Source organism: Anaeromyxobacter sp. Fw109-5 (assembly GCF_000017505.1).
GTDB lineage: Bacteria > Myxococcota > Myxococcia > Myxococcales > Anaeromyxobacteraceae > Anaeromyxobacter.
In genome coordinates this window covers 1,989,778-2,011,396 of the sequence record NC_009675.1, presented here as the reverse complement: position 1 = coordinate 2,011,396, position 21,619 = coordinate 1,989,778, and the positions used below count along the sequence as shown (strand labels likewise).

Genomic DNA, 21,619 nt, shown 5'->3' with positions numbered 1-21,619 from the left:
GGCACGTCGAGCAGCGCAGGGAGAAGTCTGCCCCGCGCAGGCAGGCAGCGTGCGCCGCAGCAGCTCAATGCGAGGGGGTGTCGCCATGAAGGCGGCGGCCGCCGCCCTGCTCCTCACGCTCTCCGCCGCGCCCGCGCGCACCCCGGCACCGGCCGCGGCCCGGAGCGGCCCGGCGTCATCGCGCCCCGCGCACGGCGCGGAAGCGAGTGGCTGGCGAACGCTCGAGCCCGGCCTGGAGATGGGGCTGTTCGACGGGCCGCCCGCCGGCGAGGAGGCGCGCCCGATCGCGGTCGTGCGGATCGATCCCGCCCGCTTCGAGCTGAAGCTGCTCAACGCCTCCGCGCCCGGCGAGGGGACGCTCCGCACCGCGCGCGCGTGGGCCGAGCGCGCGGGCGCCTCGGCCGCGATCAACGCGAGCATGTACCAGGAGGACTACCGGACGAGCGTGTCCCTGATGCGCACGCGGCACCACGTGAACCAGCGCCGCGTCTCCAAGGATCGCTCCGTGCTCGCGTTCGATCCCCTCGCCCGCGGCGCCTCGCCGGTCCGGATCATCGACCGCGACTGCGACGACCTCGAGCGCGCCGCCCAGACCTACGGCACCCTCGTGCAGTCGATCCGCCTCGTCTCCTGCGACCGGAAGAACGTGTGGGCCCCGTCGGCGCGGCGCTTCTCGGCGGCCGCCATCGGCGTGGACGCGAAGGGGCGCGTGCTGTTCATCCACGCGCGCACGCCCTGGCCGGTCCACGAGCTCGTCAACGCGCTGCTCGCGCTGCCGATCGAGCTGCGCCAGGCGATGTACGTGGAGGGTGGCCCGGAGGCGCAGCTCTTCGTGCGCGGCGGCGGGCGCCAGCACGAGTGGGTCGGCGGCTTCGAGCACGTCCCGCAGGCAGAGAACCGCGACGCCTGGCCGGTGCCGAACGTCGTCGCGGCCGTGCGGCGGAAGTAGCTGCCGAGGCGCCGTCGGCGGTCGGCCCGGGGCGATCCTGGCCTTCCCCCCCGTTCGGTGCTCCCTCTCCCGGGATCCGAGCGGGTGCTTCCTCGGACGCCCGCACGCCATCACCGTGCGTCCCGCGCATGCGGGTCTCCACCTGGCTCCTCCTCCCCATCTCGGTGCTCCTCGCCTGCGGCCACGGCGAGCGAAGCGCCGCGCGCGACGCGCGGGCGCGCGCGCACGACGAGCTGTCGGCGCTCTGGAGCTTCTACCGCTACTCCCACGTGGACCGCGGGCGCGTCGTCGCGCACGACGAGGCGGGCATCACCACCTCCGAGGGCCAGTCGTACGCGCTGCTCCGCGCGGTGTGGGCCGGCGACCGCGCGACGTTCGACGAGGTCTGGCGCTGGACGCGCGAGAACCTGCAGGTCCGCGACGACGAGCTGCTCGCGTGGAAGTGGAAGGACCGCGTCCTCGACCGCAACGCGGCGACGGACGCGGACCAGGACACCGCCCTCGCGCTCGTGCTCGCCTCACGGCGCTTCGGCGAGGCGCGCTACCTCGAGGAGGCGCGGCGCATCCTCGCGGACGTCTGGGAGCGCGAGGTGATCCAGGCCGGCGGCCGCTTCCTGCCGACGGGCGGGAACTGGGCGCCTCGCGAGCGCTACCCGACGATCCACGTCGCCTACCTCGCGCCGTACGCGTACGAGGTCTTCGCCGGGGTGGACCCGGCGCACCCGTGGAAGGAGCTGGTGCGCGGGAGCTACGAGATCCTCCGCTTCCTGTACTTCGACCGGGGCGTGGTGCTGCCGCCGGAGCGGATCTGGGTGGACTCGCGCTCGGGGGCGCTCCTGCTCGACAAGCCCGGCGGCGGCCCCGCGCAGACGTTCGGCTACGACTCCGTCCCGCTCTTCTGGCGAGTCGCGCTGGACGCGGCCTGGTTCGGGCGGCGGGGAGAGGCGGACCTGCGCGCGCGCATGCTCGCGTTCCCACGCGAGACCTTCCGCGCCGAGGGGAGGATCCGCGACCGCTACACCACCGGCGGCCGCGCGCTGTCGGAGCTCGACGGCCAGCCCCACATGGCGTCGATCGCGGCGCTCGCGGCGGTGGAGGACCGCGGGCTCGCCTCGGACCTGCGATCGGGGAGGCTCGACGCGCTCTTCGAGCGCGCCCTCGCCGGCGAGGCGACCCCGTACTACCTGCACAACTGGCTCTGGCTGGGCCGCGCGCTCGAGCTCGGCGTGGCGCGGCGATACGACGAGCCGCTCGCGTTCCTGCTCGGGATCGACTGGGGGCCGTTCCGGGAGCGCTTCCCCCTCGTCCCCGTGCTCGCCGCCCTCGCGCTCGCCCCGCTCGCCCGCCGCTTCACGTGGGCCCGCGCCGGGCTGCTCGGGCTCGCGATCGCGCTCTCCGCGCGCTACCTCGGGTGGCGCGCCCGCGAGACCCTCAACTTCGTCGAGCCGCTCGGGCCGGTGATCAGCCTCTCGCTCCTGGCGGCGGAGGCGTACGCGTTCTCGACCGTCCTGCTCCTCGCCGTCCAGGTCGGCGTCTCGCGCCGGCGCCGGGAGCCGCCCGCGCCGCTCGCGCCGGACGAGGAGGTCCCCTCCGTCGACGTCTTCGTCCCCATCTACTCCGAGTCGCTGGAGATCCTGGACAAGACGCTCGCCGCCTGCATGGCGATGCGCCATCCCCGCAAGACCGTCCACGTGTGCGACGACTCGCACCGCGAGGCGGTCGCGCGGCTCGCCGCGGAGCACGGCGCGCGGTACGTCCCCGGCCCGAAGCGCCACGCCAAGGCGGGGAACCTCAACAACGCGCTGTCGCTGACGAGCGGCGACCTCGTCGTCGTGTTCGACACCGATCACGTGCCGTGCGCGGCGTTCCTGGAGCGGACGGTCCCGCACTTCCGCGAGCCGCGCATGGGCGTCGTCCAGACGCCCCACCACTTCTACAACCCCGACGTCTTCCAGCGGGCCCTGGGAACCGGTCCGGCCGTGCCGAACGAGGCCGACCTCTTCAACCACGCCATCCAGGCAGGCCGCGATCGCTGGGGCGGCGCCTTCTTCGTGGGCTCGGGCGCGGTGTTCCGGCGCGCCGCCATCGCCTCCGTGGGCGGGTTCAACCTGCTCTCCATCACCGAGGACATCCACACGAGCCAGAAGCTCCACGCGAAGGGCTGGCGCTCGGCGTTCGTGGACGAGGATCTGGCGGTCGGCCTCTCCGCCGAGAACGTGCAGAGCTACCTCGTCCAGCGGCGGCGCTGGATGCTCGGGTGCCTGCAGATCTTCTTCAAGGACAACCCGCTCCTCGAGCGCGGGCTCCCGCTCCGGCACCGCGTCGGCTACTTCGCCTCGCTCTGGTACTTCTTCTTCCCGCTCGCGCGCGTGGCGTTCTTCCTCACGCCGCTCTGGTACCTGCTGTTCCACCTCCACCCGCTGTTCGCGGACCTGCCGGTCCTGCTCGCCTACCTGGCGCCGCACCTCCTGCTCTCGACGCTCGCCGCGAACGCGCTGCTGCCCGGGTGGCCGCGCCTGCTGTGGGGCACCGTCTACGAGGCCGCCGTGGCCTTCCCGCTGGCGCGCGCGACGCTCGACCTGCTCCTGCCGAAGAGCCTGGGCTTCAAGGTGACGCCCAAGGGGATCGTCTCGGATCGCCGGCGCTTCGACGCCTCGTCGTCGCGGCTCACGCTCGCCGCGGCGGCGCTCGCGGGGGTGGCGCTCGCGAAGGGCGCCTTCGAGCTCGTCGCGTTCGGGATCGAGGTCGAGGCCTACGCGTTCAACCTGTTCTGGGCGGGCTCGAACCTGGCGGCGGTGCTCGCCGCGTTGCTCGTGGCGTGGGAGCGCCCGCAGCGCCGCGAGGACGAGCGCGTGCGCCGGCGCGTGCCGGTCCGCGTCGAGGCGCCGGCGCTGTCGCTCTGCGCGGAGACCGTGGACCTCTCCACGACGGGCGCCGGCCTGCGCCTCCCCGCGAGCGCCGCGCTGCCCCCCGCCGTGGAGGTCGCCTTCTCGGCCCCCGAACCGCTCCGCGTCCGCGCGCGCGTCGTCTGGCGCGAGGAGGTGCGGGGCGCGACCCGCGCCGGGCTGGCGTTCGAGGGGCTCCCCGCCGAGGCTCGCCGCGCGCTCGTGCGGATCGCCTTCTCCTCCGAGGAGGCCTTCTCCGGGGCGCACGATGCGCGCACGCGGAGCCAGCTCGCGATGGCGCTCCAGCTGCTGGCCGGGATCGCGCGCGCGTTCCTCCCGCTCCACGCCCGGCGCCGGCTCGCGCCGAGACGCCCCTCGCTGCGCCCGCTCGCCTGGGTCGGTGCCCGGGGACGCGTCCGCGGGCTCGTGGTCGACTCCTCCTCGGGCGGGTTCGGCGCGCTGTTCCTGGGTCGCGCCCCCCGGGAGGACCTCCCGGTACTGCTCGCCGACGGCATCCGCTGGGCGCGCGTCGCGCACGCGCGCCGGGTCGTCCCGGGAGTGTGGCGGGCAGGGCTCGCTTACCTGCCGGTGCCGCTCCCGGAGAGACCGGCGCATGAATACCTTGCTGCCTAGCAAGCCCTCGATCCGTCGTCCCGAGAGAGACCCGATGCCTCGCCCTCTCCGCGTCGCGCTCGTCGCGGCGCTGCTCGCGCTCCCGCTGACCGCTCACGCCGGCCTCGCCGAGACCTGGTACCTGTCGCGGGGCCGCGCGAACATGCGCATCGAGAACTACGGGGCGGCGATCGAGGCCTGGCGCAAGGCCCTGGAGCTGAATCCGAACGGCCGCGAGGCCTCGCGGGAGCTCTGCCGGGCGCTGCTCCGGAACGGCGAGACCGATCGCGCCGTGGCGGAGCTCGACCGGCACCTCGGGCGGTTCCCCGACGACTGGCAGCTCGCCTTCGAGCAGGCGCGCCTCCTCCAGTGGTCGCGGTACGCGTACCGGTCGGGGGACGCCGTGAAGTACCTTCGGATGGGGCTCGCGCGCCGCGACGATCCCGCGCGCCGCCGTGAGCTGGCGCGGCTGCTGGGCCGCGATCGCAGGACGCTCGACGAGGCGCTCGACGAGTACCGCGCGCTGCTCGCCGCGGCCCCAGAGGACGCGAAGCTCCGCGACGAGTGGCTGAAGCTCCTGCTGTGGGACCGGCGTCACAGGGCGGAGGCGATCCGCGAGCTCGAGCGGCGCCTCGCGGCGAACCCGGGAGACGAGCGGGCCGCGCGCGCTCTCGCCCGCATCGTCGCCGAGGATCCCCGCCGCGCGAGCGAGGCGGCGGCGCGCCACGCGGCGCTCCTCGAGCGCCATCCGGACGACCCCGAGCTGCGGCTCGGCCACGCCCGCGCGCTCGCCCGCGCCGGCCGCCGTGACGAGGCGCGCGCCGGGTACGCGCGGGCCCTCGCGCTCCGTCCCTCCACCGAGGCGCGCCTCGAGTTCGCCGAGCTGCTCGCCGCCGATCGCGCGACCCACGACGCCGCCCGGCGCGAGTACGAGGCGGTGCTGCGAGCGGAGCCCCGCTCCCGCCGCGCCCGCGTCGGGCTGGCCCGCGTCCTGGGGGCGCGCGAGGAGACGAACGCGCAGGCCATCGCCGTCTACGAGACGGTGCTCGCCGAGGCGCCGAACGACGCCGAGGCGCACCGGGGGCTCGCGCACGCCTACGCCTGGAAGGGCGACGCCGATCGGGCGCTGGCGCACGGCGAGCTCGCCGGGCGGTACGGCCCGGCGCGACCGGACGTCGCCGCGCTGGAGCGCTCCCTCCGCGCCGGCCGCGAACCGGCCGTGGGCGGCGGCGCGCGCGCGCTCGCGCAGCCGGGCGGAGCCGAGCTGTCGCGCACCGCCGCGTTCGTCTCCGGCGAGGCCGAGCCGACGCCGTTCACCTCGAGCGCGGTGGAGGCCGGGGTGGCCACCGCCCGCGGACCTGGCGACGCCCGGGCGTCCGGGGCGACGCTCGCCATCCGCGGCGAGTGGCGGCCCTCGCCGGGTACGCGGCTCCGGATGGAGGGCGGGCTCGACGGCGTCCGCCCCGAGGGCGCCGCGCTCTCCGGCGCGCTCGGCGTCGAGCGCTCGTCGGAGGACGGCGTCCTGTCGGTGAACGTGCGCCGCGCGGCGCGACTCGACTCGTTCCGCGCCTATGCCGGGGAGCGCGTGGGGGAGGAGCTCGCGGGCGCGGCGAGCGACACCGTCGCGGAGCTGCGCCTCGCGCGGGGCCGGGACACCCGCCTCGAGCTCGCAGCGCGCGCCGGGGCGGTGAGCGCGCGGGGGCTGGATCCGGTGCTGGTGGCGGGCGCAGGCGGACGGCTCGACCGGGCGCTGCGGCGGGCCGGCGGCTGGACGGTCGCGGCGGGCGCCGCCGCGGAGCTCGTCCACCACGCGCGCGATCTCTCCGCGACCGGCGATCCGCTCGACCGCTCCCCGCACCTGTTCTCCCCGCCGATCTTCGCCTCGGTCTCCCCCCGGCTCGCCGCGACGCGGGACGCCGGCGCGCGAGGCTGGCTCACCGTCGACGCGGGGCCGGCGCTCCAGCTGGTCGGCGGCGCGGGCGGGGGTGTTCGCCTCGGGGGCGACGCCCGGCTCGGCTTCACCCACCGCGCCGGCGCCCGCCTGCGGCTCGGCGGCGAGGCGCGGGCGGAACGCGTCGCCGACGTGCACACGCGGCTCGAGGCGTCGCTCACCGCGGCGCTGCTGTTCCCGTAGGTTCCGCGATGCCCATCTCCGGCCACGAGATCGTCTCGGTGCTGCGCCCCGGCCACACCTACCTCGTCCGCTCGGTGGCCGCCGGCACGCTCTCGGTGCTGCGGCGGGCGGGCGTCCCGCGCCGCGCGCTGGAGCGGCGGACGCGCGCGGGCGTGGTCCCGACGCTCGTCGAGCACGACGGGACGGCGCACGTCCTCCGCCCCTTCGCGCCGGGGCGCTCGCTCGCGGAGCTCCTGGCCGCCCCGCCCGACGACCGGTCCGCGCTCGCCCTGGCCGACGCGCTCGGGGCCGCGGTCGTGGCGCTGGAGGCGCGCGGGCGCGCCCACGGGCGCCTCCACCCCGGGAACGCCATCGTCTCGGAGGACGGCACCGTCGTGCTGGTCGACGGCGAGCTGCCGCCTCACTGGGATCCGGCGGATCCAGGCACTGCCGCTGCGCTCGGCTACACCGCCCCCGAGGTCCTCCGCGGCGGTCCGCCGTCGCGCCGCGCCGATGCGTTCGCCCTCGCGGCGATGACCTATGCGCTCCTGGCCGGACGTGCGCCGTTCCAGGCGGACCCGCCGCTCGAGGTCATCCGGCGCGTGATCCACGAGGACCCGGTGCCGCTCGCCGTGCTCCGGCCCGACCTGCCCCCCGGGCTCGCGCAGGCCGTCGGGCGCGGCCTCTCGCGCCGTCGCTGGAGGAGGGCCTCGGCCGCGGAGATCGCAGAGTCGATTCGCCGGGCTGCGGCGTCGATCGCGATCCCGACCCCGACCTCGACCTCGACCTCGACCCCGACCCCGACCCCGACCGCGACCTCGACCTCGACCCCGACCCCGACCCCGACCCCGACCTCGACCGCGACCGCGACCTCGACCCCGACCCCGACCCCGACCCCGACCTCGACCTCGACCTCGACCGCGACCACGACCGCGACCCCGACCCCGACCCCGACCCCGCCCGCGACAGCGGACCCCATTCCGCTCCTGGTTCGACAGGCTCACCACGCGCGGGCAAGCGATTCTGCGTCCCCGTCGGCGTCGTTGACCCTCCGCGCGCTCCTGTCCTCCCTCTCCCGCGCGCTGCCGCTTTCCTCCCTGTCGCCCCCCCTCCGCCGCGCCGCGCTCGTCGCGGTGCCCGCCCTCGCGCTCGCCGCTCTCTGCCTCCCCCCGAGCGACGCCGCGCTGGCGGACGAGGTCGCCTCGCTCATCGCAGACGGCCGGCTCGCGGACGCGCGGACGAAGCTCGACGCCGCCGCGCGGACCAGGGCGGGCGACCCGCTCGTGGAGAAGCTGCGGGGCGACGTCGCCTGCGCGCGCGGCGCGAGCGGCGAGTGCCTGCGGCGTTACCGGGTCGCGCTCGCCGCGCGGCCAGCCCTGCGCGAGGACGCCGCGCTGAGAGAGAACGCCCGGAGGCTGCTCGCGGGGGCGCAGAGCTGCGGCGGGCGCCGGGCGGCAGCCGAGCTCCTCGGGGAGCTGCGGGATCCCGCCGCGCTGCCGGCGCTGGAAGCGGCGCGCCGCTCGGGCGGCGTCTTCTCCTGGTTCTGCACGCGCGACTCCCTCGACCGCGCCATCGCCGCGACGCGCCGGTACGGACGCGCGACGACCGAGTGACGGGCTCACGGCGCTGCCCGCTCGGGGCCAGCGGGTGATGCCTCACTCGTACCCGTGCACGAGCCGCTGCTCCTCGCGGTACGGGTAGATGTCCACGATCTCCCCCTCGCGGATGCGCTCCTGGATGGCGCGCCAGTACCGGGCCGTGAGCAGGTCGCCGTGCGCCTGCAGGAACACCTCCCGCAGGCGCCCGGCGAGCCCCAGGAACGGGAGCAGCTCCTCCGGGAAGACGTCGTCCTGGCCCACGTAGAACCAGGGCTCGCCGCTCGTCTCCTCGTCGTCTCCCGAGGGCGTGGGGAGGTCGCGGAAGACGCAGTCCGTCACGCGGGTCAGCTCGTCGTAGTCGTAGAAGATCACGCGCCCGTGCCGCGTCACGCCGAAGTTCTTGAGCAGCAGATCGCCCGGGAACGTGTTGGTCGCGGCGAGATCCTTCAGCGCGCGCCCGAAGTCGAGCACCGCCTGGCGGGCGGTCCACTCGTCGGCCTCGCGGATGAACAGGTTCAGCGGCGTCACCCGCCGCTCGGCGTAGAGGTGCTTCACGGAGATCTCGGCGCGGCCGATCTCGATGCTCCCGCGGCACTCCTCGCTCAGCTCGCGCAGCACCTCCGGCGAGAACCGGTCGGCCGGGAAGGCGAGGTGCTCGAACTCCTGCGCGTCCACGAGCCGGCCGGCGCGGTCGTGGCGGAACACGTGCCGGTACTTGTCCATCACCTCGCGGCGGGTGGTCTGCTTGGGCGGCTTGAACTCGTCCTTGATCACCTTGAAGACGACGTCGAGCCCCGGGAGCGTGAACACGCTCATCACGAGCCCCTTGTCGCCCCGCGCCGGCACGAACGCTTCTCCCGTCTCCGCGATGTGCCGGGCGATCTCGCGGTACAGCTCGGTCTTGCCGTGCTTGTTGAAGCCGAGCGCGATGTAGAGCTCCGAGACCCGCTTCAGGGGCAGCAGCGTGGAGAGGAACGCGACCAGCTCCCGCGGGCGCTCGACCTCCACGTGGAAGTAGGAGCGGGTGAAGCTGAAGACGATGGAGACGTCCTCCTGGGTGAACAGGATGGCGTCCAGCACCACGCCGCGCTCGCCGTGGACGAGCGCGAGGACGAGCGGCGTCGTGTAGCGCCCGCGGCGGAGCCGCCCGACGAGGTAGGCGCCCTTCCCCCGGTAGAACACCGCCTTCACCAGCTCGAGCGCCTCGATGGGCTGACCGTCGTCGAGCTCGCGGAGGTGCGAGTCGAGCTCGATGGCGGCGATGCGCGCGTCGCGCTCGAGGTCCTCGTAGGGCGCGGCGAACGCGCAGGCGCGCAGCACGGTGCGGAGGAGCGCCTCGGTGGAGACCTCGCGGCGGTAGCGGGCGTACACCGGCACCGGGCCCTCGCGGACCGCCGGACCGTCCGCCGCGAGGAACTCGATGGCGGGATCGACGCCGACCGTCACGAACACCCGGCGCGTGACGGAGTTGAAGAACGACTGGCCGATCTCCCGATCCGGCCGCGACTCCACCCGGGCCTCGTACAGCTCCTTCATGGCGCGCCAGAGGCCGTGGTCGTGCGCCGCGCCGCCCAGCTCGGCGCGGACCGTCCCGACGCAGGCGTTCACGAGGCGGTCGCGCAGGTCGAGCCGCTCGCGCGCGTCCGCCTGACCGGCGGCCCAGTCCCGCTTCTCGAAGCGCTCGCGCGCCCGGCGCGTGATCCGCGCCCGCTCCTCCTGGTACGCCTCGAAGCTGGCCGCGATGGCGGCGGCGCCCGCGGCGGCGACGTCGTTCGGCTCGGCCATGTCCGGACGGTAACGGAGGCGGGGCGCCCCGGCGCGCTGCCTCTCGGGGTCCAGCGACCTCGCGGGTCCTCAGAGCGGCGGCCGCGTGCCCTCGCCGTACCCGGTGAGCTCCACGTACCCTTCCCCCGCCGCGCGGCCGTCCCCGTCCTCCAGCCGGACCGGCCCCTCCCAGTACGCGAGCCCGCCCGCCAGCGCGGAGCGGTTCTCGGCCGCCGCGACCTCGGGCGTGACGACGAGGCGGATCCCCTCTCCCGGCACCGCGACCTCCCAGCCCGCCGGGTAGGCCGCGCCGCGCGGGCTGCGCCACGTCCCGCGCGCCGAGACGGCCCACTCCTCCGGCGAGAGCACGCGCGCGCGGCCGTCGCGCCCGACGAGCGTGCCGTTCCGCCAGTCGGCGCTCCCGTCGGCGCGGCGGAGCACGTACAGCATGAGGTCGCGACCGTCGGCGAGCCGGAGGCTCCACCAGTCCCAGCCCACCTGAGAGGGCGCCAGCTGGGACGAGCCGAGCTCCTTGTCCATCCAGCTCTCCCCCCGGACCCGCAGCGTCTCTCCGTCGATCGTGACGGTCCCCTCCGTCGCGAGCCGGGTGAGCGAGTAGTACAGGCTGGCGTAGCCGGGCTGCGCCGCCTTGCGGCTGTAGCCGTTCGGCCCCTGGAGGATCAGGGGCTTCACCGGGCGCGCGACGAGGTCGAGCGCGATCCCGCGCGCGTCGTCGCGCATGACGAGGTGGAAGGCGCCCTCCTCGAGCCGGAGCGTCCAGCGCCCCGCGGTGCCAGGGGGCGCTCGCGCCCAGGCGAGCACCGGCTCGGGCGGTGCGCCGAACCCGCCGAGCAGCGGCGACGCGCGCCAGAGCACCTCGCTGAAGTGGTGCGCGCGGGCGCGGACGTCGCTCACCGCCGCGTGGCCCATCACCGCCTGGCTCGCCGCCCAGGCGGAGTCGAGCGCCCCCGGCTCGGGCGTGAGGCCGACGCGGAAGAACGTGAGCTGGTACCCGAGTCGGCGGCCGGGGTCGTCGACCGCGGCGAGCGTCCCGGTGAAGTACCACCATTCGTTCCGGTGGTCCGGGTGCGCCCAGTGATCGCGCGGGAACTCCCAGCGGTGCGCGGGGTCGGCCGGGCGCCACGCGGGGGCGGCGGCGAGCATCACCGCCGCGAGCGCGGCGAGGGGGCTACAGGGCGTCACGGGAGAGCTCCGCGGCCGGCGTCCGGCTGGCGGTCAGGGCGGGGTAGAGGCTCGCGGCGGCCGCGGCGGCGAGGATCGCGAGGGCCTGCCCGGCGAGCGCGGCCCACGGAGGATGGAGCGCGAGGCTCCAGCCGAAGAAGGCGGGGTTCACGACCTCCACGAGCACGCGCGCGAGCGCGGCGCCGCCGGCGGCGCCCAGCCCGAGCCCGACGAGGCCGATGCCGAGCCCGCGCCCGAGGAACACCGCGAAGAGCTGCGGGCGGGTCGCGCCGAGCGCGCGGTAGAGGGCGAGCTCGGCGCGCCGCTCGCGGGCGAGGACGAGCAGCGAGAGCGTCACGCCCGCCGCCGCGATGACGAGCCCCATCACCTGGAGGAGCCGCGTCACGGCGAACGTCTGCTCGAAGATGGCGAGCACCTCGGCGCGGAGCGCCCGGTTCGAGCGGATCTGGAGGGCGTGCTCGCGCAGCGCGGCGCGGAGCCGCTCCACGGCCGCCTCCGCGTCGACCCCAGGGGCGAGATAGAGGGCGGCGTTCGACGGCGGCCCCGGACCGAACAGGCGCGCGAAGGTGGAGAGATCCACGAGCGCGGCGCCGCCCTCCGTGCCGTAGTCGCGGTAGACGCCAGCGACCGGCACCGGGATCTCCCCGCCGGGCGCGCGCACCGCGAGCCGTCCCCCGGGCCCGAGCCCGCTCTTGCGCGCCAGCGGCTCGGAGACGAGCGCGGCGCCGCCCCGGAGCGCCGCCATCGCCGCGACCGGGTCCCCTTCGAGGAGCTCGACCCGCCGCTCGCCGCCCGGGAGCGCGCCGTCGATGCCGGTGAGCGAGATCCGTCTCCCCTCCGCCTGGACCTGGACCTGGCGCAGGGTGTCGAGCGCCACCAGCCCCGGCGCCTCGCGCAGGCGGCGGACCGCCTCCGGCGACAGCGTCGCGTCGCTGCGCGCGCGGCGCCAGGAGGGCGTCGTCACGTAGACGTCGGCGCGGATGGTCGCGGCGAGCCATCGCTCCACCGACGCGCGGAAGCTGCCGACCATGACGGTCACGCCCGCGAGCATCGCCACCGCCACCGCGAGCGCGCCCGCCGCGACCGCCGAGGATCCGAGCCGGGCCCCCAGGGTGCGGACGCCGTAGCCCACGCCGAGCCGCCGCGGCCGCCCGGTCCGAGCGAGCAGCCGGATCGTCGCCGGCGCGGCGAGCGGAACCGCGACGACCACGCCGAGCGCGAGCGCGAAGGCCGATGGCGCCCAGACGTCGCGCAGCGCCAGGTACGCACCGATCCCGGCCGCGAGCGCCGCGGCGCCCGCGAGCAGCACGCGGCCGGCGCTGGCGCGGACCCGCTCCTCGAGCGTGATCGACGCGAGGAGCGCGCGCGGGTCCTCCCGGCTCGCGTCGATCGCCGGCCCGAGCGCGCCCGCCACCGCCCCCGCGACGCCCGTGGCCACGCCGAGCAGGACGAGCGCCGGGCCGAGCGTCACCGCGTCGATCCCCTCGAGCAGGTACAGGTTGCGGATCGTGCCGCTCACCGCGGCCACGTTCGCGCGCGCCGCGAGCCAGCCGAGCGGGATGCCCGCCGCGGTCCCCGCGGCGCCGAGCAGCGCCGCCTCGGCGAGCACCAGGCGCAGGACCTGAGCGCGCGTGGCCCCGACCGCGCGCAGGATGCCGAGCTCCTCGCGACGCCGCGCGAGGGACGCGCGGACCGAGGCGTAGACGAGGAAGCCGCCCACGAGCAGCGACACGAGCGACAGCGCGGTGAGGTTCAGCCGGAAGGCGGCGAGGAGCCCCTCGGCCTCGGCGGTGCGCTGCTCGGGGGTGAGGACCCGCGCGCGCGCGCCGAGCCGCGCCTCGAGGCGATCCCGCAGCGCCGCCGGCGCGACGCCCTCCGCCGCGCGCACGTCGAGCTGGTGGATCCGCCCCCGCACGCCGAGCAGCGACTGCGCCTGGGCGATGTCCATCACGGCGAGCCGGCGGCTGGCGAGGGGCGCGACGCGCTTCAGATCCACGAGCGCCCCCACGATGAGCGTGGCGCGGCGCGAGCCGAGGGACACGGGGACCGGATCGCCCACGCGCCAGCCCATCTCCTCGGCGAGCGCGGGCGTCACCGCGACCCAGCCCTCTCGCCCGAGCGCGTCCGCGAGGCTGCCCTCGGGCAGCCGCCACGGCGCGCGCACGGCGGCCTGGAGCAGGTCGGCGCCGACGAGCTCCAGGCTCGCCTCGGGGCGTCCCTCCACCGCCGCCTCCGCGCGCCAGAGCGGGACGGCGGCGGCCACCCCGGGCACGGCGAGCACCTCGTCGAGGAGCGCCTCGTCGAGGTAGCCCGCCCACCCGAGGACGGAGAGCTCAGCCTCGCCGGACACGGCGCGCACCGTGCCCGAGAAGGCGCCGAGCGCGCTGCGGTTCAGGATCTGGATGGAGAGGACGGAGCCGACGCCGAGCGCGACCCCGGCCACCGCCAGCAGGAACAGCGCGCGGGCGGCGCGCAGCTCCCGGGCCACGGCCCGCGCGAGGTAGCGCCTCATGATCAGGGCTCCCGCACGCCGGAGTGGAGCGTCCACGCCTCGTCGGCGCGGGCGGCCAGCTCGCGGCTGTGCGTCACGAAGAGCACCGCGCTGCCCTCGCCGCGCGCGAGCCCGAGCAGGAGATCCATGACCGCCTCGCCGCTCTCCTCGTCGAGGTTCCCGGTCGGCTCGTCGGCGAGCAGGAGCCGCGGGCGGCGCAGCAGCGCCCGGCACAGCGCGACGCGCTGCATCTCGCCGCCGGAGAGCTTCTGGACGGCGTCCCGCGCGCGGCCGGCCAGCCCCACGCGCGCGAGGAGCTCGCGCGCGCGCGCGGCGGCGACCGGGAGGGGATCCCCCGCCACCAGCGCAGGCACGAGCACGTTCTCCTCGACCGAGAGGTGCGGCAGGAGGTGGAAGAACTGGAACACCAGCCCGACGTGATCGCGCCGGAGCCGCGTGCGCTCCCGGTCGGGCAGCGCCGCGAGCGAGCGGCCGAGGAGGAACACCTCGCCCGAGGTGGGCGCGTCGATGCCGGCGGCGAGGTGCAGGAGCGTGGACTTGCCGGAGCCGCTCCGGCCCGTGATCGCGACGATCCGCCCCGGGGGCACCTCGCCCGACACCTCGCGGAGCGCGCGCAGCACGGCGCCGCCGGCGGTCCGGTAGTCCCGACCGACTTGACGAAAGGTGACGACGGCGTCCATCGACCCTCCCATGCCGGCGCGGCGCGCGCGATTCAAGCGGTTCTGCGCCGCGCCGCGGAGGGTCAACCCGCGCGGCGCTCGGACCCCAGGGCGAGCAGCGCGTCCACGGCCTCGCGCAGCGTGGCGGGCGCGAACGGCTTCTCGATCCGCGGCAGGTCGCTGCGCTCGAGGAAGCGGCGCGCCCGCTCGGTGAAGGCGCCGCCCGTGATGAACACCATCCGCCGGGCCACCGCCGGTGCGGCGCGGGTGAGCGCCTCGTGCAGGTCCATCCCCGTGAGGTCGGGCATCATGAGATCGCACAGGATCACGTCGAAGCGCTCGCCCGCCTCGAGCCGGGCCAGCGCCGCCCTCGCGTCGGTGAGGACCTCCACCTCGTGCTCGGCGAGGACGCGGCGCACGGTGCTGCCGATGAGCGGCTCGTCGTCCACGAGCAGGATGCGGGCGCGCGCGGCGCGCGCGGCGCGGGGCGGGGCCGGCGCCGGGTGCTCCTCGTCCGGCGCCGGGGGGAGGACCACCCGGAACAGCGCCCCTCTCCCGGGCTCGCTCTCCAGCTCGATCCGCCCTCCCAGCCCGCTCACGATCCCGTGGCAGACCGAGAGCCCGAGCCCGGTGCCCTGCCCCGGCGGCTTGGTCGTGAAGAACGGCTCGAACACGCGCCGCCCCAGCTCGGGTGGGATGCCCGCGCCGGTGTCCGACACCTCCACGATCGCTTGCCCGTCCGGTCCGGTGCGCGAGACCACCCGGATCTCGTTCGTGGCGGCGGCGCCCTCGGGGATCGCGTGCGCGGCGTTGACGAGCAGGTTCAGCACCACCTGCCCGAGCTGGAACTCGGACGCCAGGACGGGCGGGACCGGATCGAGCCTCAGCACGAGCCGCGCGCGGTGCCGGATCTCGTGCTCGGCGAGCTTCGCCGCGCCCCCGATCTCCTCGTGGACGTTCACGGCCAGGCGCCCGTCCCGCCGCGAGCGGGACACGATGCCGAGGTCCCGGATGATGCGGGCGATGCGGCGGGTGCCCTCCGCGGCCTCGTCGAGCGCCTGGAGGGCCTCGGCCATCTCCGGCCCCCCCGCGCGCGCGGCGAGCGCCTCGCGGGCGCAGCCGAGGTTCACGGAGACGAAGGTGAGCGGGTTGTTGATCTCGTGCGCCATCCCCGCCGCCAGGGTACCCACGGCGGCGAGCCGCTCGGCCGCCTCCGCGCGGCGCCGATCCGTGAGATCTCGGGCCGTGTAGATGGCGTACTCGGCGCCGTCGAACGCGAGGTGCGACACCGCCACCTCGGCGCTGGCGCGCCCGTCCGGACGGCGCACGCTCCCGTCCAGCACGGCCGCCCCCCGCGCGCGGATCTCCTCCCACTGCGCGGGCCAGCCCGACTCCGCGAAGCCACCGTCCACGTCCCACACGGCGCGCCCGGCGAGCTCGGGCCCGCTCCTCCCGAAGAGCCGCTGCGCCGCGTCGTTCGCGTAGGTGATGCGGCCGCCCGGATCCAGGATGAGGACCGGCGCGTAGCCGCGCTCGAGCGCCGTCTGCGCGAGCCGCAGCGCGCGCTCGGCCCGGCGGAGGTCCGTGACGTCCAGCGCCACGCCGCCGAGGAGCGGCGGCTGCTCGTCGCGAGGGATGCGGAACTTGAGGGTGACGAACGCGCGGCCGGAGAGGTACAGCTCCTCCCGCGCGGTCTCCCCCGTCGAGAGGACGCCTCGCTCCGTCGCCGCGATCCGCCCCGCGAGCCCGGGGTCGAACATCGTCCCGGCGGTCCTGCCGATCAGGTCACCGACCTGGGCGCCGTGCGCGCTCGCGAAGCTCGGGTTGCCGGCGACGATCCGCCCCTCGGCGTCCTTGATGAAGATGACCGCGGGCGCGTGGCGCATGAAGGCCTCGAACCGCGCCTCGCTCTCCGCGAGCGCCGACAGCGTGCGCTCCCGCTCGGCGAGCGCCGCGCCGAGCACGAGCGCGGTCGCGGCGCCGATGAAGACGAGCAGCTGCACCTGCACGTCCGCCGCCGCGATCGTGGCGCTCGGGTCGAAGTAGCGGGCCCCGGAGGTGAGCCCGGCGGCGAGCAGCGAGACGAGCGCCGCTCCCGCCGAGGCGCCGCGAACCCCGAACCTCGAGCCCGCCCAGACGAGCGGCGGCAGCAGCAGGTAGCTCCGCTCGAGGCGGACCCCGCCTGCGAACACGAGCACGACCGAGCCGGCCAGCGCCCCGGCCACGAGGGCCGCCTCGCCGGCGCGCGCGAGGCGCAGCGGGCGGCCCGGACCTCGCCCCGGAACCCACGCCACGACCAGCGGCGCGAAGACGAGGATCCCCAGCGCGTCTCCGGTCCACCACGCTCTCCAGACCTGGAGGAACCGCTCCGCCCCGCTCCAGCCGTAGTGCACCATCGCGGCGGCCGCGCCCAGCGCGGACGGCACGAGGGGCGCGACGAGGGCGCCGAGCAGCACCAGCGCGGCGACCCCGCGGACGCTCCCGGTGGCGCGCCGCCCGCCGGAGAGGCGCGACACGAGCGCCGCCGCCAGGACCGCGTCGAGGAGGTCCACCGCCGCGTTCACCCCGGTGAGCATCAGGCTGCGGTCGGTGGCCTGGCTCGCGACGAGCTCCGCGGCGACCGCCGCGGCGACGAATGCCCACCGCTCGCGCCCGCGCGCGAGCAGCAGCGCGCCGGCATACAGCCCGACCGGCGGCCAGTAGGTGGCGAAGGCCCCCTGGTAGGCGGAGAGCGCGTCTCCGGCGGCGCCGAGGAGCACGTAGCCGAGGAACAGGGCGGCGGCGCGGGCGAGGAGGACGCCGGGCGGGGTGGCCGGCGCGTCCTCTCCGGCGCCGGGGAGCACGGGGCGCATCATCGGACCGCGACTACGCTATCAGGAAAGGGCTCCCCGCGACACGGGACGTCCGGCGGCCGCGCCCGATTCGGCCACCACGCGGCGATGGGCGAGCGCAGCGGCCAGGGCGGAGAGGCTCGCGACCGCGAGCACCACCTCGCTCGCAACGCGCAGGGCGTCCGACCCCGCGACCCGCGCTCCCGTGGCGGCCGCGTCGTAGAAGAGCCAGCACAGGTTGGAGGCGGCGAGCAGCCCCCAGGGCCACTGCAGCGCGCCCCCCCGGAACCTGCGCGCGATGCGGAAGAGCGGCGCGACCAGCACGAAGCAGAGGGTGTCGCCCGCCACCGAGACCGCCTCGAAGAACGCCTGCGAGGCGCCCTCGGCGGCGAGCGCGTCCGAGACGTCCCGCAGCAGCGTCGGCACCCCGAGCCCGAGCGCGAGGAGCACGACCGCGGCGTCGAACACGCTTCGCGCGCGCGAGCCGCCGAGCACGAGCCCCGCCCGGAAGAAGGCGGCCACGAACAGCGCCGCGCTGACGACCGCGGTGGCGTTCACGGCGAGGATGTAGAAGACGTCGTGCGCGGCCCCGGCGCTGCGCCAGACGAGCCAGTCGCCGCGCGGCCCGCTCGTGAGCTTGTTCAGGACGGGCAGCAGGAACGAGATGGCGGAGAGCAGCCAGGCGCGGAACATGAAGTCGCGCCGCTCGAACGCCGCCGCCGCGGCGAGGCACCCGGCCGCGGCGAGGGACTGCGCCGCGAGCTGGGTCCCGAACCAGAGCAGCGGCCCACCCCCGGTCGCGAGGGACAGCGCGGCGACCGCGGCGGCGCCGGCGAAGGGGATGGCGGCGAGCCGCGCGTAGGGCCCGATCATCGCAACGTCTCCCTCAGCTCGGCGAGGACGTGCTCGGCGGGAGCGTGCCCGAGCAGCGTCCGCAGCATGGGGCGGAGCGCGTCGAGGAGCCGGGGAACGTCCCCCGGCTCGATCTGGTCCGGCCGGCAGCCGAGGACGCGGTCGCAGAAGGCGCGGACCACGGCGCGCGCCGTGTCCGGCCCGATCCACCTCGCGAGCGCCGCCGCGATGACCTCTCCCCTCGTTCGGCCCCCCGGCACGGCGCGCAGGGTAGCCCCACCGCGACCGGCGCGCGTGACGAACGTGTGACGGCCTCGGCCGGCGCTCAGCGCTCAGCGCGCCGCCACCCACCGCGATCCGCACTTCGGACAGACGTACGTCACCATGTTGCCGATGGCCTGCTCGACGGTGCCTTCGGCGCCGCACTTCGGGCACTTGTTGGTCGGCTGGGTGGGCGCTGGAACGTGGACGGGCATGGCTACACTCTACGCGGTCCGAAGTCTCACGGGGCGCGCTGGCGCAGCCTGACCGCTACGGTCGCCGGGCGAAGTCAAAGTGCCGCGACCGCGACCGCGACCCCGACCCCGACCGCGACCGCGACCCCGACCCCGACCCCGACCGCGACCCCGACCCCGACCGAGACCGCGACCCCCGACCCCGACCCCGACCGAGACCGCGACCCCGACATCGACCCCGACCTCCACCTCGACGTCACCCGACCCCGACCTCCACCTCGACGTCACCCGACCCCGACCTCCACCTCGACGTCACCCGAGCCCGCTGCCCGCGCAGGCGTCGCCTCAGCGGTCGAGCGCCGTCCCCGCCCGCTCCACCGCCTCGCCGGTCGCCGTCACCCACGCGATGGCGGGCGCGCAGAACAGCACGCCCACCACGATGGCGGCGAAGAAGTTCCGGCCCTCGACGAGCGAGTCGCCCTGCGAGGCCAGCGCCGTGGCGGCGACGACGAGCCCGAGGACGCCGGCGGCCGCCCAGCGGCGCCACTCCTCGAAGGCGGACGCGAGCGTCGCCGCGAGCCCGAGCAGCACGTAGAGCGCCGCGAGGGCGCGATCCTCGAACACGAGCTCCTTCGCGATCCAGCCGAGCACGGCGGTGGCGAGGAGCCCCACGCCCACGCGCCGGGAGACGCTCTCGCCCCGGAGCACGAACCAGAGCACCCCGAACACGGCGAAGAAGAGCCCGAGCTTGAACAGGGCGAACCGCGCGACGCCGAGGCCGCGCCACACGGACTCCTCGGAGAGATCCAGGGCGCGCGCGAGCACGCCGCCCGCGACCGCCTGGAGGAGCGCGAGCGCGATCGCGCCCGCGATGCTCGCCGCCACGTACAGGGCGACCGTCCTCTCCGTCTTCGTCATGCGCCTCGCGCCTCCGTGCCGCGCCGGCGAGGAGCCGCCGGGCGCGCGGATTCTACACGGGGGCCCGGCCGGGAGCGACGCGGCTCCCGCCCGCCGAGGGTGAGGCGGGCGGGGCCGATGTGGTTCCTCGACTGCCGGTGCGCGGTGGGCACCCTGCGCTCGAGACGAACGGCCGGAGATGAGACAGGCTACGGGCTCCAGGCTTCGGGAACGGCCGCCTTGCGAGCCGCTCCTGTAGCCCTTAGGCCGTGGCCTGAAGCCTCCCTTCCGTGCGGCTCCTCTCCCTCGCCGTCCCGGACCTTGGGCGGCCGTCAGTCCGCCATGGTCGAGACGTCGCCCGGATCCTGCCCCATCTCCACGGCCTTCAGGAGGCGGCGCATGATCTTGCCGGAGCGCGTCTTCGGGAGCGAGGCGCGGAGCTCGACGTCGGCCGGGGTCGCGATCGGGCCGAGGTCCTGGCGCACGTGGTCCTTCAGCGAGGCGACGAGGCCCGGCCCCTGGGGGACGCCCTTGCGGAGCACGACGAACGCCTTGATCTTCTCGCCCTTCACCGGGTCCGGGAGGCCGATGACGGCGCTCTCGGCGACGGCAGGGTGGCGCAGCAGCGCGGACTCCACGTCGGCGGTGCCGATGCGGTGGCCGGCGACGTTCATCACGTCGTCGGCGCGGCCGAGCACGGCGAAGTAGCCGTCGCGGTCGCGCACCGCGATGTCACCTGCCGTGTACACGCCGGGGATCTGCGACCAGTACTTTTCGTAGCGCGCGTGGTCGTTCCAGATGGTGCGGAGCATGTAGGGGAGCGGCTTGCGGATCACGAGCAGCCCGCCCTCCCCGTCCGACACGGGCTTGCCCGCCGCGTCCACGACTGCCACGTCGGCGCCCGGCACCGGCTTGCCGACCTTGCCCGGCCGCGCGTCGAACGTGGGCAGCGTCCCCAGCACCGGCGCGGCGATCTCGGTCTGCCACCAGTTGTCGACCACCATGCCCTTCGACTGGCCGACCAGGTTCGCCTGGGCCCAGCGGTGCGCCTCGGGGTTGAGCGGCTCGCCCGCGCAGGCGATGAGCCGCAGCTTCTGGAGGTCGTAGCGGGACGGCGCGTCACCCCCGTGGCTCATCCACATGCGGACGGCGGTCGGCGCGGTGAACATGACGTTCACGCCGTACCGCTCGCAGAGCTCCCAGGTGACGTCCGGCGACGGGTAGTCCGGGACGCCCTCGCGCGTGAAGATGGTCGCCCCCGCCGACAGCGGCCCGTAGACGATGAACGAGTGGCCCACGATCCAGCCGATGTCGGAGGTGGACCAGTAGATGTCACTGTCCGTGATCTGGTAGTACGCGCGCGCCAGGTAGGTCGTGCCGACGAGGTAGCCGCCCGTGGTGTGGACCACGCCCTTCGGCTTCCCGGTGGTGCCGGAGGTGTAGAGGATGAAGAGCGGATCCTCCGAGTCCATCGGCTCGGGCGGGCAGTGGATCGCGTGCCCGTCCTGGATGTCGTAGAAGTCGTGCTCGCGCTCGGACTCGAAGGTGAACGGCGCGTCGCCCGGCCGCGAGCCGCGCCGGTGCACGATGACGTGCTCGACGCCGTAGAGGTCGCGCACCGCCTCGTCGACCGTCGGCTTGAGCGGCACCTTCTTGCCGCGGCGGTAGGTGTAGTCGGAGCAGACGACCACCTTGGCGGCGCAGTCCTCGATGCGGCTGCGCAGCGCCTGCGTCCCCATCCCGGCGAACACCACCGAGTGGATCGCGCCGATGCGCGCGCACGCGAGCATCGAGATGATCCCCTCCGGCGTGAGCGGCATGTACAGGAGGACGCGGTCGCCCTTCCTCACGCCCAGCTTCTTGAGCGCGTTCGCGAAGCGGTTCACCTCCCGGTACAGCCGGTTGTACGTGTACGTGTGCTCCTCGCCGTCCTCGCCGACCCAGATCAGCGCCGCCTTGAGGCGCCGATCGCCGAAGACGTGGCGGTCGATGCAGTTCACCGTCGCGTTGAGCTTGCCGCCGACGAACCACTCGTGGCGGGGCGGCTCGAAGCGCGTCACCTGCTCGAACGGCTTCATCCAGTCGACGAGCTTGGCCTTCTCGCGCCAGAAGCCGTCGGGGTCCTGCGACGCGAACTGCCGCTCGATGGCGTCGTTCGGGACGTGGGCGCGCTGGGCGAGCCAGACCGGCGCCGCGATGACCGCGTCGTCCTTGGAGAGCGCGCTGATCGCCGCGCGCTGCGCCTCGGTGAGATCGGGGAGCTTCCCTTCCAGTTCGGGGGCCATGGGT

Annotated in this window: 14 protein-coding genes; 4 read left to right on the top strand and 10 right to left on the bottom strand. The window is 75.7% G+C overall.

Annotated elements, in window-relative coordinates; genetic code table 11:
* Positions 1-85 precede the first annotated feature (85 nt).
* The 4 genes from ANAE109_RS09070 to ANAE109_RS25515 all read left to right on the top strand — a co-directional run bounded on the left by ANAE109_RS09070 (position 86) and on the right by ANAE109_RS25515 (position 8,172).
* A complete protein-coding gene (locus ANAE109_RS09070) occupies positions 86-949 on the top strand; it encodes a phosphodiester glycosidase family protein (protein ID WP_012096557.1) in 864 nt (287 codons plus the stop codon).
* A 128-nt stretch (positions 950-1,077) separates the two neighbouring features.
* Positions 1,078-4,467, top strand: a complete 3,390-nt coding sequence (locus ANAE109_RS09065) for a glycosyl hydrolase family 8 (RefSeq protein WP_012096556.1) — start codon at positions 1,078-1,080, stop codon at positions 4,465-4,467.
* A 34-nt stretch (positions 4,468-4,501) separates the two neighbouring features.
* Positions 4,502-6,580 carry a tetratricopeptide repeat protein gene (locus tag ANAE109_RS09060; protein WP_041448228.1) on the top strand — a complete coding sequence of 693 codons (2,079 nt, stop codon included), beginning with the start codon at positions 4,502-4,504 and terminating at the stop codon, positions 6,578-6,580.
* A gap of 8 nt (positions 6,581-6,588) precedes the next feature.
* Positions 6,589-8,172 carry a serine/threonine protein kinase gene (locus tag ANAE109_RS25515; protein ID WP_012096554.1) on the top strand — a complete coding sequence of 528 codons (1,584 nt, stop codon included), beginning with the start codon at positions 6,589-6,591 and terminating at the stop codon, positions 8,170-8,172.
* 42 nt (positions 8,173-8,214) lie between these two features.
* Here the strand turns inward: ANAE109_RS25515 and aceK are convergent, their stop codons facing one another.
* From aceK to acs, 10 genes are all read right to left on the bottom strand, one after another.
* Positions 8,215-9,942 carry a bifunctional isocitrate dehydrogenase kinase/phosphatase gene (gene aceK, locus ANAE109_RS09050; RefSeq protein WP_012096553.1) on the bottom strand — a complete coding sequence of 576 codons (1,728 nt, stop codon included), beginning with the start codon at positions 9,940-9,942 and terminating at the stop codon, positions 8,215-8,217.
* A 69-nt stretch (positions 9,943-10,011) separates the two neighbouring features.
* The gene (locus ANAE109_RS09045) at positions 10,012-11,124 is read right to left on the bottom strand and encodes a lipocalin-like domain-containing protein (protein ID WP_012096552.1); all 1,113 of its coding nucleotides are present in this window, start codon (positions 11,122-11,124) and stop codon (positions 10,012-10,014) included.
* Entirely contained in the window at positions 11,111-13,636 is a 2,526-nt protein-coding gene (locus ANAE109_RS09040; RefSeq protein WP_012096551.1) for an FtsX-like permease family protein, read from the bottom strand. Before ANAE109_RS09040 ends, ANAE109_RS09045 begins: the two co-directional genes overlap by 14 nt.
* Before the next feature lie 2 nt (positions 13,637-13,638).
* A complete protein-coding gene (locus tag ANAE109_RS09035) occupies positions 13,639-14,316 on the bottom strand; it encodes an ABC transporter ATP-binding protein (protein WP_041449030.1) in 678 nt (225 codons plus the stop codon).
* 62 nt (positions 14,317-14,378) lie between these two features.
* The gene (locus tag ANAE109_RS23375; protein WP_012096549.1) at positions 14,379-17,150 is read right to left on the bottom strand and encodes an MASE1 domain-containing protein; all 2,772 of its coding nucleotides are present in this window, start codon (positions 17,148-17,150) and stop codon (positions 14,379-14,381) included.
* 18 nt (positions 17,151-17,168) lie between these two features.
* Complete coding sequence (locus ANAE109_RS09025) at positions 17,169-17,999, bottom strand: hypothetical protein (protein ID WP_012096548.1); 831 nt, start codon at positions 17,997-17,999, stop codon at positions 17,169-17,171.
* A complete protein-coding gene (locus ANAE109_RS09020; RefSeq protein WP_041448227.1) occupies positions 17,996-18,238 on the bottom strand; it encodes a hypothetical protein in 243 nt (80 codons plus the stop codon). The genes ANAE109_RS09025 and ANAE109_RS09020 overlap by 4 nt, the downstream gene beginning before the upstream one ends.
* A 72-nt stretch (positions 18,239-18,310) precedes the next feature.
* Entirely contained in the window at positions 18,311-18,454 is a 144-nt protein-coding gene (locus ANAE109_RS24825; RefSeq protein ID WP_143827937.1) for a zf-TFIIB domain-containing protein, read from the bottom strand.
* Positions 18,455-18,778: 324 nt separating this feature from the next.
* Positions 18,779-19,351 carry a hypothetical protein gene (locus ANAE109_RS09010; RefSeq protein WP_012096546.1) on the bottom strand — a complete coding sequence of 191 codons (573 nt, stop codon included), beginning with the start codon at positions 19,349-19,351 and terminating at the stop codon, positions 18,779-18,781.
* Positions 19,352-19,662: 311 nt separating this feature from the next.
* The gene (gene acs / locus ANAE109_RS09005; RefSeq protein WP_012096545.1) at positions 19,663-21,615 is read right to left on the bottom strand and encodes an acetate--CoA ligase; all 1,953 of its coding nucleotides are present in this window, start codon (positions 21,613-21,615) and stop codon (positions 19,663-19,665) included.
* Positions 21,616-21,619 lie beyond the last annotated feature (4 nt).